We start from the raw sequence: 13,545 nt of genomic DNA, 5'->3' as shown, positions 1-13,545 counted from the left end.
GATTTTTTAGAAGTTTTATTATAATTATTATATAAATTAATGGCGAAAATTAAACCAAAAAGACACGGGGTAATTACGGATATGACGGCAATGTGTGACGTTACATTCTTACTACTTACGTTCTTTATTATGACCACTCAGTTTAAAAAACCTGATGTGGAGCAGATCAAACCGCCATCTTCAATATCAGAGAAGTTGCTTCCTGATGCAAGTTTGATGACTATCAATGCTACACCAGACGGAAAGTTTTATTTCCAGCCTGTAGAAAATGCGTCAGAAAGACTACAGCTTTTAGATAATATGGGTAGAAAGTACGGCGTTACTTTTGACAACAATCAAAAAGCTGCATTCCAAAAAGTACAAGCAATTGGAGTTCCTATGAACCAATTAAAAAGCTTCTTGGATTTGCCAGAAGATGAGCAGAAAAGTTACAAGAGTCCTGTAGGGATTCCTATGGATAGTACAAATAAACAATTAGTAGATTGGGTAAAAGAAAGTTTGAACGTTAATCCTGAATACAAATTAGCTATTAAAGGTGACGTTACTACTAAATATCCTAAAGTTAAAAGTTTATTTGAGGGTTTAAGAGATATCGATTTTCTTAAATTTTGGTTGATTACATCACAAGAAGGTAAACCTAATGAATAATATCATTTAGAAATGGCAGAAGTACAAGTACAGGATAAGAGTGCCAAAGGTGGCAAAGTCCGATCTAAAAAAAATAATCCCCGAGTTGATATGACTCCAATGGTGGATTTGAATTTCTTACTATTGATGTTCTTTATGTTTACTTCAACTTTTAGTAAACCTAATGTGATGGATTTGGGCCTTCCGGCAAAACCGAAAGATGAAGATAAGAAACCACCTCCAACAGAAATTAAACTTTCCAACTCTATTTCTTTGTTATTAGGTAAAGACAATAAGGTTTTTTGGCATCAGCAAGATAATACATCTTTAACTGACCAAAACCTTAATGAAACTACTTTCGATAGAGAAGGAATTAGGAAAGTAATTGAGCAGGCAAAAGCAAATGCGGCAGATAAAACTAAATTTACTGTTATTATCAAGCCGACTGACGATGCTGTATATAAAAACTTTGTAGATATTCTTGACGAAATGGCAATTACTAAGAGTGAGCAGTACGGTGTTACTGATTTAAAACCTTGGGAGAAAGCTATTTATGATAGAAAAGTAGGTAACTCAGGTGCTGTGGCTCCTACAAAGTAATTTAAACCATAAAATTGTAGATCTATGGCAGATGAAAATGCATACAATTCGACTCCTACTTTAGATGAGATTGTATTTGAAAATAGAAATAAGGAATATGGTGCGTACGATTTAAGAAGTCAATACCCTAAATTATTGACAAAATCTTTTATCATTGGGACATCTTTATTTTTAGTGGCTGCATTATCTCCTTTTATCTATCTCACAATTAAAAATCTGAATGCTGCAGACAAGAAAGAAGTAAAAGCAGATTTAGTTGAGATTATTCAGGAAGATAAAATTATTGAGACGCCAAAAGAAGAAGAACCACCACCACCTCCACCACCACCAAAAGAAGAGGAAAAAATTGAAATTATTCAGAATGTGGTTCCGGAGCCTGTAAAAGCTCCAAAAATTGAAACACCACCACCACCAATTTCTAAGCAATTGGAAACAACGACTGGTCTGGTGAATCAAGAAGGTGTAAAAGCTCCGGCTTATACGCCACCACCACCACCACCTTCTACAGGAACTAAGACTTCAACAGTTGAAGTTAAGCCTCAGGTGAGTGATACTCAGGTTTATACCGAAGTAGAGCAAACTGCGGAATTCCCAGGAGGTATTAATGCTTTCAGAAACAAAGTTTCTAGTAATTTTGATACTTCTTCTATGAACGGAGATGAAGGAACAGTGAAAACTGAAATTACCTTCGTTGTTGAAAGAGACGGTAGTATTACTGACGTTAAAGCTAGTGGCGGAAACTCAGACTTCAATGCTGAAGCTGTGAGAACGATTAAGTCAATTAAAAATAAATGGACTCCTGCCAAAATTAATGGTCAATCTGTGCGTTATAGATTCAGATTACCATTAACAATGAATTTTGAAGGATAAGATTTATCTTTAAATAATTAAAAAAGAGAAGCATTTGCTTCTCTTTTTATTTTTTTTGGTATTTTTGTTAAATGATGTTCAACTGGTTATCCCTAGTTACGGGATTTTTTTATATCGTTTTAGGAGTTGTAGTTATTATCTACAAATTCTTTTTCACAATTTTAGAGCCTATGGTTGCTTATGCCTTGGGAGGACTTCTTATTTTGTATGGGGTTTTCAGAATTTATAGAGCAATTTTGAAAATTAAAAATTCTGGTAATGAGGAATAGTATTAAATTGATAATACTATCTTTCATTAGTATTATTGTCATAGGTTGTAAAAAAGAAAATCCGTCTGTTTCCTATAATAAAGGGAAGCTTACAATTCTTACGGATGAATCTTTTAAAAGTGTTACAGAAGCTTTAGCGGAGGGATATATGATTAATTATCCTGAAACCAAAATTGATGTAGTTACTAAAAAGGAAGATTTAGGTTTTCTAGATATTTTGAATAATAAAGCTAAAATAGCTGTAATGTCTAAGGAGCTTAATCCTAAAGAAATTAAAGCCTATGAAGATGGAGTAGAATTAAAATTTTTACCAGCTAAATTTGCTGCAGATGCTGTGGTTTTTGTAGTTCCTAAAGATTCTCCCAAAAACTTTATTACTTTAGATGAGATTAAAAAAGGGTTAGAATCTGAAAATAAAGAATTCATTTTTGATGGAGCTAATTCCAGTAATCTAAACTTTGTTGCTCAAAAGCTTAAAAAAGAACCCAAAGAACTTAAATTTTCTGTTATTCCAGGAAGTAAAAATATTATTGAGGAGCTTGGTAAATACCCGAATAGAATTGGAGTTATTGGTTTGAATACCTTTAGTCGCCCATACGATAAAGAATCAGAGCGATTAAGAGGTATGGTGAAAATATTGCCTGTCCAAAACAATGGGAAACTATACAATCCTGATTTTGAAAATTTACGTGAAATGAAATATCCATTCACCAGAGTACTTTATTTTTTAGTAAATGAAGGGAATTTCAATATAGCAAACGGCTTCATAAGATTTTCATGCACACAATTAGGGCAAATGATTGTTCAAAAAGAAGGGTTGCAGCCCTATAATCTCTATAAAAGAGAGGTTCAAATGCGTTAAAAAATATTAATTTAATATTTTTACCCTAATAATTATACTATTTTGGTCTGAAAATTGTCTATTGTATAAAACTTAATTTAGATTTAGAAATATAAAATGAAAGATATAATGAATATGAATGTAAAGAAGATTGCTTTTGGAGCAGCTGTAGTGTTTTTTGCCAACTTTGCCTCTGCGCAAACCCTACAAGATGGTATCAACAGTATTGATAGTGATAAATTTGCTCAAGCAAAAACTAATTTTACTAATATGATTGCTACGGCACCTACTGCTGAAAACTATTTTTATTTAGGAAATACTTTTTTAAGACAAGGGGAGCCTGATTTTGCTAAAGCTACAGAAAACTTTAATAAAGGTTTAGCTGCCGATTCTAAAAGTAATTTAAATAAAATTGGTTTAGCTGCTGTAAAACTAGGAAAAGGAGATAAGTCTGCAATCGCTGAAATTCAGAAAATTGTAACTGATTCAAAAGAGAAAGATGCGGATGTACTTTTCAGAGCGGCAGAAGCTTTAACTTTATTTGAAAAAAATAATTCTCCCGATCTTGCTATTCAGTATCTGAATAAAGCTATTGAAAGAGCTCAGAAGAAAGAAGTTCCAGCATATTATTATTATACTTTAGGTGATGCTTACAGACTAAAAAGACTTCCAGGAGATGCAATGTCTGCATATGATAAAGCTTTGCCTTTAGCTAAAAATAAAGCGTCTGTATATACAAGAATTGGTACCTTATGGATGGCTGCTCAGCAATGGCAACAGGCAAAAACAAGTATAGAAAAAGCAATCGCAACTGATGCTACTTATGCACCTGCATATAAAGCTTTAGCAGCTTATGATATCAAGTATCAGCAAAATGCTAAAGCAACGCAAGATTTAATTAATTATACTAAATATGCTGATGAAGATCCGTATACTCAATTAGAAATTTCTAAATTGTACTTCACAAACGAAGATTATGCGAACTCTAAAACAGTATTGGATAAAATCTTTGATAAAGTAGATGACCCTATTAAGTTCAAACTAAGAGCTTATCAATTATATTCAGAAGGAAAATATTCTGATGCTAAACAATCTATGGATACTTTCGTTTCTCAGGCAGATAAGTCTAGAGTACAACCTGCTGACCAAGGCTTACAGGGGCTTATTGCAGCTGGTTTAGCTAAAGACGAAAAAGATGCTGCTAAAAAATCAGCTTTAATGTCTGAGGCTCAACAGAAAATTGCTTTGGCTAAAGCGGCTAAAGATGAAACAATGAAATGGGATATGGAACTTGCTAACATCGCTGGAGGTGGAGCTTCTCAGTCTGCAGCAGATTCAGGACCAACTAACCCAGCTATTGAGGCATTAAAAAAACAAGTTGCTGCAAATGCTCAGGATTCTGATGCTTTATATAAGTTGGCGAGTGCTTATCAAGATGTTAAAAACTGGAACGGAGCAATACTTACTTGGCAAAAAATGATAAACGTACTTCCTGATTGGGCACCTGCATACTACAGTCAAGGATATGCTTATCAGCAAGCTGGTAATAATGATGCGGCTAAAGTTTCTTACGAAAAATATATTAGCACTGTAAAACCTACGGAAATTGAAGCTAATAAGCAAACTTTATCTTATGCTTATTTTGCGGTAGCTTACTTGTCTAAAGATTCTGATATTGCGAAAGCAAAAGATTATGTGGCTAAATCTTTACAGCTGGATCCTTCTTATCAGGATGCTGTAAAATTAAATGCAGAGATTAATAAATAATTTAGAATTTAAATTATAAATATAAAACTTCCCATTCTTAATGTTTGGGGAGTTTTTGTTTTAATAACTATCTTTGATATATGAAAACAGATATACTTGCTTTTGGAGCACATCCTGATGATGTAGAATTAGGTTGTGGAGGAACAATTGCTAAATTGGTTTCTGAAGGAAAAAAATGTGTTATTGTTGACTTGACGAGAGGTGAGTTAGGAACAAGAGGTACTGACGAAACAAGAAAGATTGAAGCAGGAAATTCAGCGAAAATTTTGGGAGTTTCTGCTAGGGAAAATTTAGGTATGAAAGATGGATTTCTTGTGAATTCTGAAGAGTACCAAACGAGAATCGTGAAGATGATCCGCAAATACCGTCCGGAAATTGTATTAGCCAATGCAATTGATGATAGACATCCAGATCATGCAAAAGGAGCTAAATTAGTATCCGATGCTTGTTTTTTAGCGGGTCTTAGAAAGATTGAAACAGTACTGGAAGGTGAAAACCAAGATGTATGGAGACCAAAACATATTTTTCATTATATCCAATGGAAAGATATAAAACCCGAATTTGTTGTTGATATCTCTGAATATCTTGACCAAAAAATTGAGGCGTGTATGGCATTTAAAACTCAGTTTTATGATCCAACTTCTAAAGAGCCGGAGACTCCGATTACTACTAAAGACTTTTTTGAGAGCTTAACTTACCGAGCACAAGATTTAGGAAGGCTTTCGGGAGTGACTTATGCTGAGGGATTTACGTCTGAGAAGTTAATTGCAATGAAAAATTTTGATGGAATAGTTTGGTAATTAAAAATTCTTTGCTATATTTGCACACGCAAAACGGTGGTTGTAGCTCAGTTGGTTAGAGCGTCAGATTGTGGTCCTGAAGGTCGCCGGTTCGATCCCGGTCATCCACCCTAAAAAGTACACTGTAAAAGTGTACTTTTTTTGTTTATTATATTATTAATTTGAACTTTTTATTGTAATGTGAACTTAAGTTTAAGGCACAAAAAAAGCATCATTTTTCAGATGCTTGTGTTTTTAAGATATTTTTGGCTTAAACTTCGTCGTCAGAATCTATTGTATAAGATTTGCTTTTGAAGTCTTTATCATGTTTTTCTGATATTACATCCTCACCCTTTTCGTTAATGATGAAATCTGTGGACTCATTAAACATCTCCTGAAAACTTTTGAAATCTTCCTTATAAAGGTAAATTTTATGTTTCTCAAATGTAGCCTCTCCATTCTCTCCGAAGTTCTTTTTGCTTTCGGTAATTGTAAGATAGTAATCTCCTGCTTTCGTCTCGCGCACATCAAAGAAATAAGTTCTTCTTCCTGCTTTTAACACCTTGGTGAAAATTTCATTTTCATGGCGTTCCTTGTATTCACTCATTGTTAGATATTTTTTAATCTTGTTAAGAACAAATATAAAAGTTTTCTTTTAATCACAAAATTTTTTTTATGATTTATTTAACAATTGGGAATGAAACAGCTAAGCAGTTACGGAATTGGTAATTTCTGTAAGGTTGAGTATTTTGTCTGCTTTTTGTGCGCTAGACTCTCTGTGTGTGATAATTATGGATGTTGCGTTATGGATTTTTTTATCAATATTTTCTAAAATATTTTGCTCTGTTTCGGTATCTAAAGCGGATAAAGAATCATCAAAAATGATGATGTTTGGGTCTTTAATCAGTGCTCTTGCGATACAAATTCGTTGTTTTTGACCCCCCGAAAGCATCACACCTCGTTCACCAACTAGAGTTTTGTATTGTTCTTTAAATTCGACTATATTTTTGTCAACGTCAGCAATTTTTGCATACTCAACTACTTTTTCGTGCGAAGGATTGTCAATAGCAAAACCAATGTTATTTTCGATAGAGTCAGAGAAAAGATAACTTTCCTGTGGAATATATCCAATAAAGTTTCTGTAATTTTCTAAGTTGTGTTCTTTTAGATTTTTTCCGTCAATTAATATCTCTCCTTCTGTAGGGTCAATTAAACGGCATAAAAGAAGAGCAATGGTAGATTTTCCGCTTCCTGTTTTACCCATAATTGCTAGAGATTCTCCTGCCTTGATTTTAAAACTTAAATTATCTAAAGCTTTAATTCCTGTATTAGGATATACATAAGAAACGTTTCTGAATTCGATATCACCTTTAATTGGGTAGTTTTCAAAATTTGTATTAACGATTTCAGATTTTTTATCCATAAATTCATTAATTCTCTGCATAGAAGCTTCAGCTCTTTGATTAACGGATGTTACCCAGCCAACCATTGAGAAGGGGAAAATTAAGGTATTTATATACATGAAAAAGTCTGCGATTTTACCAATACTTAGTTCTCCATTAATGTATTTTTGACCGCCAATTAAAATAATAGCAACATTTAATAATCCTATTACAAATAAAATAATGGTGAAAAAATAAGCTTCCGTTTTCGCTAAATCTAAAGCCTTATCTTGATAATCATTGACTTTTATTCCGTAATTTTTTTTGATATAATTTTCCCTTGCAAAGAATTTTATAACCCTGATTCCGGAAAAACTGTCTTGTACGAAAGTTGAAATCGCAGATTGGCTTTTCTGCATAACTTTCGATTTTTTATTGATAACAGAACTTACTTTATAAATTAAATATGATAAAACGGGAAGAGGGAGCAACGTCCACAATGTCATTGATGAATCTGTTTTTATCATATAAATACTTGTGATAAGAACTAGAACAATTAAATTGACAACATACATTACACCTGGTCCCAGATACATTCTCACAGCAACTACATCTTCGCTTAATCTGTTCATTAAATCTCCAATCGTAGTTTTCTTGTAATCGGTAAGAGATAGTTCCTGATAATGTCTGTAGATTTTATTCTTTAATTCATATTCAATTCTTCTTGATGCTACAATAATGGTTTGTCTCATCATAAAAGTAAAGAATCCCGTAAGTAAAGAACATCCTACAATAATTCCGACATAGAATAATACTTGTTGATTAAATCCCAGTTGCCCACCTTTTGTGAGCTCATCAACAGATTTTCCTACAAACTGAACTTTATATGTATTAAAGAAATTACTGGCAATAATAAATAGCAACCCCCAAAATAATAGTATTTTGTGCTTCCAAAAATAAGGGTTTAAGGTTTTTAGTGCTTTCATAAAGTTTTGCGAAATTACGAAAATGTCATCACACTACGAATTTCATAAATTTTAAATTTTGTATCTTTGCACTCATTAAAAGCTCTTTGAATGTTAGGAAGAAGACAAATCCGTGAAAAAGTGGTGCAAAGTGTGTATTCATACTACCAGAATCCTGTTAAATTTGATGTTTTAGAAAAAAACATGTTTGCTGGAATAGAGAAAATCTATCATCTCTATATCTATCAGCTTAACTTTTTGGTTGCGTTAAAAGAATTAGCTGAAAACCAAATAGAAATCGGGAAAAATAAGTACATTAAAACCGATGCTGATATCAATCCAAATCAAAAATTTATCAATAACCAAGTATTAATTAAGCTTGAAGAAAATCCTGAGAGATTATTTTTTACTGGTCAACACAAACAATTGAAGTGGGATTTGCATGATGATTTATTGGTGAAAACTTTTCAAAGAATTACTTCTGGGAAACGTTATCAGGATTTTATGAAGGAGGACGGATATTCTTTTGAAAGTGACCAAAAATTCATAGGTAAGTTATTTTTAAGATATATTGCTGAAAATGAAGATTTTCATGATTATCTGGGAGATAAAGAGCTTTCTTGGTATGATGATATTCATATTGCCAACTCAATGGTTCAAAAAACCATTGGTTTTCTGAAAGAAAATGAAGAAAGCAGAACTCTGATCAAGATGATTAAAGATGAGGATGATAAGACTTTCGCTATGAAGCTTTTAAGAAATACATTAGATAGTTGGGAAAGTAATGAAAAGAAACTAGAAGAAAGGCTGGAAAACTGGGATTTGGAAAGAGTTTCTTTAATGGATAAAGTAATTTTAGCCACTGCGTTATCGGAACTTGATAATTTTCCTTTTACACCTTCAAGAGTTATTATTAATGAATATATCGAGATTGCGAAAGTATTTGCAACCGATCGTTCAAATATCTTCATTAACGGAATTTTAGATAAATATTGTAAAGATCAAAATAGAATTTAACATGAAAAAGACGCTATCAATTATCGCTTTGTCAATCATAGGTTTGGGTTTGGTTTCTTGTAAAAAAGAAAATAAAGAAACTCAAAATGCAGAAGCTTCTGTTATAGATTCTGCTTCTACAGCAACTCCTATTGATTCTGCAAGTGCGCCGGTTTCAGAAGATACTACGCCTGCAGCTCCAGTTTCTAATCAGCCAACAACATCTGTTGCTTTATCTGAAAGCAATTTCGATTTTGGAAATATTAAAAAAGGAGATAAAGTAGAGCATGTTTATGAAGTTACAAATACAGGGACTAATCCGCTTGTAATTTCTGAAGTAAAGCCAGGATGCGGATGTACAGCACCTGATTTTACAAAAGAGCCAATTATGCCAGGCAAAAAAGGAAAAATTACTTTGCATTTTGATTCTACAAACTTTGACGGAAACGTTCAAAAATATGCTGATGTCTATGCTAATGTAGATAAAGCTCCTATTAAATTAACATTCACAGCGAATATTCAACCATAATTTAAATGAATATGTTAACAATTTTTTTACAAGCACAGCCTCAAGGTGGTTCTTCATCGATGATGTTGATAATGATGGGTGTGATGTTTGTCGGGTTTTATTTTTTAATGATAAGACCTCAAATGAGAAAACAAAAGCAGGAAAAAAACTTCCAGGAAAATTTGAAAGTAGGTACTAGAGTCGTTCTTACTTCTGGTCTTCACGGAAGAATTGCTCAGGTTCAGGATGATGGTTTCGTAATTGAAACATTATCAGGAAAGTTGAAGTTTGAAAAAGCTGCCGTTTCCAGAGAGTTTACAGAGGCTCGTTTTGGAGATAAAGCAAAAGCTGCTGACAAGAAAGAAACAGAAACTGAAAGTAAATAATTTTAGTTTTTAAAATATTATTGGCTTCGGCGGTGAACTTTGTTCACCGCCGAAGTTTTTTATTATCATGAAAGTTGGAGGGTTTCTGTTATCTTTGTGAAATGAATCAAAATTTAAGCAAAACCGTACTTATTTTAGGTGCTAATTCTGATGTAGCAAAGCAATGTATCAAACAATACGCTAAAAAAGGATTTTCAGTTTTAGCAGCATCTAGAGACATAAAATCATTGGAGTTATTTGTAAATGAAAACAATTTAGCTTCAAAAGTAAATGTTTTATTTTTTGATTCTGTAGATTTTGATTCTCATCAAGAATTTTATAATAGACTTTCTACAAAACCCAGTATTGTTGTTTATGCAGCAGGTTTTTTAGTTCAAAATGAACAGGCGTTTGTGGATTTTAAGTCAACTCAACAGATGATGATGGTAAATTATATGGGTGCCGTTTCTATTTTGAACATCATTGCGATGGATAAAACAAACAGAAATTTAGAAAGAATTATTGGTCTTTCATCACTTTCGGGGGTGAGAGGAAGGAAAAGTAATTTCGTTTATGGAAGTACAAAGGCTGCTTTTACAACTTATTTGGCAGGTTTGAGACAGGAATTAGCTTCAAGAAATATTAAAATAAATGCTTTGGTAATCGGCTATATCCGTACAAAAATCAATGAAGGTTTACAATTGAATGAGAACCTAATCATGGAACCAGATTATGTTGCAAAATATATTGTTAACGCTGGAAATTCTTTTACCATTGTTCCGAATTTTAAATGGAAAATTATTTATTGGATTTTGAAACTTTCTCCAGAATTTTTAGTGGCAAAGTTGCCATAATAGAAATAAAAAAGCGGAGAAAAATCTCCGCTTCTAATTTATGATTTTAAATTCAATTGTAATTCCAATTCATCAAGTTGCTCATCTGCAATCGGAGCAGGAGCATCAATCATTACATCACGTCCCGAATTATTTTTAGGGAAAGCGATATAATCTCTAATCACTTCATTTCCGTCTAAAATAGCAACCAATCTATCAAAACCGAACGCTAATCCTCCATGTGGTGGTGCTCCGTATTTAAAGGCGTTCATTAAGAACCCGAACTGAGCTTCTGCTTCTTCCGGAGTAAATCCTAGCAAATCAAACATTTTTGATTGTAAATCTTTATCAAAAATTCTGATAGAACCTCCACCGATTTCGTTTCCGTTCAATACCATGTCGTAAGCATTAGCTCTGGCTTTTCCTGGATCAGTTTCCAATAAATGAATATCTTCTGGTTTTGGAGAGGTGAAAGGGTGGTGCATTGCGTGATAACGTCCGCTTTCTTCATCAAATTCCAATAACGGGAAGTCAACTACCCAAAGTGGTGCAAATTCGTTTCCTTTTCTCAATCCTAAACGGTTTCCAAGCTCCATTCTTAAAGCAGAAAGTTGAGTTCTAACTTTGTTTTCGTTTCCTGAAAGAATCAACATCAAATCTCCTTCTTTAGCCCCGAATTTTTCGATAATTTTTGCTAAATCCTCCTCGTTGTAGAATTTATTTACAGAAGAAGTTTTTACTCCATCTTGCTGGAATTTAACCCATACCATTCCTGAAGCTCCGATTTGAGGTCGTTTAACCCAATCTACAAGCTCGTCTATTTGTTTTCTTGTATAATCTGCACATCCTTCAACATTAATTCCTACAACTAATTCTGCCTCATCAAATATTTTAAAATCTTTTCCTTTTACTAATTCGTTCAGTTCAACGAACTCCATTCCGAAACGGATATCCGGTTTATCGTTTCCGTATTTCTGCATCGCATCAGCAAAAGTCATTCTTGGGAAGTCTCCAAATTCCTGACCAGTAATATCTTTCAATAAAGTTTTAGTCATTCCTTCAAAAACATTCATGACATCTTCCTGCTCTACGAAAGCCATTTCGCAATCGATTTGAGTAAATTCAGGCTGTCTGTCTGCTCTTAAATCTTCATCACGGAAACATTTTACAATCTGGAAATATTTATCCATTCCTCCAACCATCAATAGTTGTTTGAAAGTCTGTGGAGATTGTGGTAATGCATAAAATTGTCCAGGACTCATTCTGCTTGGAACCACGAAATCTCTTGCACCTTCCGGAGTCGATTTAATTAAAACTGGAGTTTCAACTTCAATAAATCCGTTGTCAGAAAGATAATTTCTAACTTTCTGAGCCATTTTGTGACGGAAGATCAATTTATCTTTTACAGGGTTTCTTCTAATGTCAAGATAACGGTATTTCATTCTTAATTCTTCACCACCGTCTGTTTCATCTTCAATAGTAAAAGGCGGAAGTTGAGATTCATTAAGAACTGTAAGTTTTTCAACTAAAATTTCGATTTCTCCGGTTGGTATATTGGGGTTTTTGCTTACTCTTTCAATTACTTTTCCCGTAACCTGAATGACAAATTCACGCCCCAGTTTTTTAGCATTTTCCATCAATTCCGCTGTAGAACGGTCTTGGTCGAAAACCAACTGTGTAATTCCGTAACGATCTCGAAGATCTATCCAAATCATAAATCCTTTATCACGAATGGTTTGTACCCATCCTGAAAGTGTAACTTCTTCATTAAGATTTTTTAGAGATAATTCTCCGTTTGTGTGCGATCGAAACATAATTATTTATTTAAAGTTCAATGTTTAAAGTTCAAATCTGAACTTTAGATTTTTCGTTTGCAAAGATAGGATTTTTGCAGATTTTGGGCACAAAAAAACTTCCAATAAGGAAGTTTTTGATTTATTTTTAGTTTAAAATTATTTTAAAACTGCAGCAAATTCAGGATGTTTGTATTTCGCTGAAAAATCTTTTGCTGTTTCTCCGCTATTGTTTTTAGTATTTTTATTAGCTCCTTTTTTTATTAGTGCTTTGCCTAATTCTACCTTACCGTATCTGGCTGCAACCATTAAAGGAGTTTGATTGTCACATGATTTATTTATATCAACACCACTGTTTAGTAAATGGTTAAAAATATTTTTCCTCTCATATTTTATACTATAAGAAAGAAGACTGTAAGAATTTTCTTTTACGGCAAAACATTTGTCGTAATCTTCTTTTGAAAAGGCAGTTTTGAAAGATTCTACTTTATCAGATTGAAAAGCCAGCATTTGTTCTTTTGAAATTTCCTGCGCAAAAAGGGAGTTGGCGAAAAGAAAAAATCCAAATACTAAAGTTGTAGAGATTATTTTTTTCATAAAACATTATTTTTAAGAATATACAAAGCTAATTTATTTTTTTGATAGTTTTTGCCAAGTTTTGATCAGATTTTATTTTTTTTTCTGCTTTAAAGTTAGTAAAAGTGTTACTTTTTATGAAAAATAGGATAATAAGTTTATGAAAATTTTAATAACCATATTTTGTGATTTTAATACATCTTTTTTAAATTCGTAGAAACAACAAATACTTAATACTTAATTATTATGGGAAAAGGAGACAAAAAATCAAGACGAGGAAAGATTAATTCAGGAAGTTATGGTAAAAGAAGGCCTAGAAAGAAGTCAAAATTAATTGTAGCTTCAGAAGAAAAATCTAAAAAGTAACTAAAATA

The 13,545-nt window shown here is 32.8% G+C and carries 16 protein-coding genes and 1 tRNA gene; 13 read left to right on the top strand and 4 right to left on the bottom strand.

From position 1 onward, the window contains the following. Window positions 1-39: 39 nt before the first annotated feature. From OH806_RS03225 to OH806_RS03190, 8 genes are all read left to right on the top strand, one after another. Window positions 40-648, top strand: coding sequence for an ExbD/TolR family protein (locus OH806_RS03225; RefSeq protein ID WP_264742221.1), 609 nt, complete (start codon window positions 40-42; stop codon window positions 646-648). 12 nt (window positions 649-660) lie between these two features. After that, window positions 661-1,227, top strand: a complete 567-nt coding sequence (locus OH806_RS03220) for an ExbD/TolR family protein (RefSeq protein ID WP_264742220.1) — start codon at window positions 661-663, stop codon at window positions 1,225-1,227. A 24-nt stretch (window positions 1,228-1,251) separates the two neighbouring features. After that, on the top strand, window positions 1,252-2,097 hold the full coding sequence (locus tag OH806_RS03215; protein ID WP_264742219.1) for an energy transducer TonB: 846 nt from the start codon (window positions 1,252-1,254) through the stop codon (window positions 2,095-2,097). A 71-nt stretch (window positions 2,098-2,168) separates the two neighbouring features. Further along, on the top strand, window positions 2,169-2,366 hold the full coding sequence (locus tag OH806_RS03210; RefSeq protein ID WP_406567581.1) for a C4-dicarboxylate ABC transporter: 198 nt from the start codon (window positions 2,169-2,171) through the stop codon (window positions 2,364-2,366). Next, window positions 2,356-3,228: a PstS family phosphate ABC transporter substrate-binding protein gene (locus tag OH806_RS03205; RefSeq protein WP_264742218.1), complete on the top strand. Its 873-nt coding sequence runs from the start codon at window positions 2,356-2,358 to the stop codon at window positions 3,226-3,228. The genes OH806_RS03210 and OH806_RS03205 overlap by 11 nt, the downstream gene beginning before the upstream one ends. Window positions 3,229-3,324: 96 nt before the next feature. Beyond that, window positions 3,325-4,974, top strand: a complete 1,650-nt coding sequence (locus tag OH806_RS03200) for a tetratricopeptide repeat protein (protein WP_264742217.1) — start codon at window positions 3,325-3,327, stop codon at window positions 4,972-4,974. An 80-nt stretch (window positions 4,975-5,054) separates the two neighbouring features. Beyond that, window positions 5,055-5,774 carry a bacillithiol biosynthesis deacetylase BshB1 gene (gene bshB1, locus OH806_RS03195; protein ID WP_264742216.1) on the top strand — a complete coding sequence of 240 codons (720 nt, stop codon included), beginning with the start codon at window positions 5,055-5,057 and terminating at the stop codon, window positions 5,772-5,774. A gap of 36 nt (window positions 5,775-5,810) precedes the next feature. Then, window positions 5,811-5,884: transfer RNA gene (locus OH806_RS03190), tRNA-His, on the top strand. A gap of 140 nt (window positions 5,885-6,024) precedes the next feature. On the opposite strand, the gene OH806_RS03185 is transcribed toward OH806_RS03190, so the two are convergent. After that, window positions 6,025-6,360 (bottom strand): DUF3276 family protein, encoded by a 336-nt coding sequence (locus tag OH806_RS03185; protein WP_034679055.1) that lies wholly within the window; start codon window positions 6,358-6,360, stop codon window positions 6,025-6,027. Between the two features lie 99 nt (window positions 6,361-6,459). After that, window positions 6,460-8,121 (bottom strand): ABC transporter ATP-binding protein, encoded by a 1,662-nt coding sequence (locus OH806_RS03180; RefSeq protein ID WP_264742215.1) that lies wholly within the window; start codon window positions 8,119-8,121, stop codon window positions 6,460-6,462. A gap of 90 nt (window positions 8,122-8,211) precedes the next feature. Between OH806_RS03180 and OH806_RS03175 the strand changes: the two genes are divergently transcribed. The 4 genes from OH806_RS03175 to OH806_RS03160 all read left to right on the top strand — a co-directional run bounded on the left by OH806_RS03175 (window position 8,212) and on the right by OH806_RS03160 (window position 10,823). Continuing rightward, window positions 8,212-9,117, top strand: coding sequence for a transcription antitermination protein NusB (locus OH806_RS03175; protein ID WP_264742214.1), 906 nt, complete (start codon window positions 8,212-8,214; stop codon window positions 9,115-9,117). A 1-nt stretch (window position 9,118) separates the two neighbouring features. After that, window positions 9,119-9,625, top strand: coding sequence for a DUF1573 domain-containing protein (locus OH806_RS03170; protein WP_264742213.1), 507 nt, complete (start codon window positions 9,119-9,121; stop codon window positions 9,623-9,625). Between the two features lie 11 nt (window positions 9,626-9,636). After that, window positions 9,637-9,990 (top strand): preprotein translocase subunit YajC, encoded by a 354-nt coding sequence (gene yajC, locus OH806_RS03165; protein ID WP_264742212.1) that lies wholly within the window; start codon window positions 9,637-9,639, stop codon window positions 9,988-9,990. Between the two features lie 101 nt (window positions 9,991-10,091). Further along, entirely contained in the window at window positions 10,092-10,823 is a 732-nt protein-coding gene (locus OH806_RS03160) for an SDR family NAD(P)-dependent oxidoreductase (RefSeq protein WP_264742211.1), read from the top strand. A 38-nt stretch (window positions 10,824-10,861) separates the two neighbouring features. On the opposite strand, the gene aspS is transcribed toward OH806_RS03160, so the two are convergent. Together aspS and OH806_RS03150 are read right to left on the bottom strand one after the other, a co-directional pair. Further along, the gene (aspS, locus tag OH806_RS03155; protein WP_264742210.1) at window positions 10,862-12,616 is read right to left on the bottom strand and encodes an aspartate--tRNA ligase; all 1,755 of its coding nucleotides are present in this window, start codon (window positions 12,614-12,616) and stop codon (window positions 10,862-10,864) included. 138 nt (window positions 12,617-12,754) lie between these two features. Further along, entirely contained in the window at window positions 12,755-13,192 is a 438-nt protein-coding gene (locus tag OH806_RS03150) for an ankyrin repeat domain-containing protein (protein WP_264742209.1), read from the bottom strand. A 225-nt stretch (window positions 13,193-13,417) separates the two neighbouring features. Between OH806_RS03150 and OH806_RS03145 the strand changes: the two genes are divergently transcribed. Then, complete coding sequence (locus OH806_RS03145) at window positions 13,418-13,537, top strand: 30S ribosomal protein THX (protein WP_264742208.1); 120 nt, start codon at window positions 13,418-13,420, stop codon at window positions 13,535-13,537. Window positions 13,538-13,545 lie beyond the last annotated feature (8 nt).

The sequence above is a fragment of the Chryseobacterium oryctis genome, assembly GCF_025971925.1.
GTDB classification, from domain to species: Bacteria; Bacteroidota; Bacteroidia; order Flavobacteriales; family Weeksellaceae; genus Chryseobacterium; species Chryseobacterium oryctis.
Note: the sequence above shows the minus strand (reverse complement) of the source record. Positions and strands in the feature narration are given on the sequence as shown.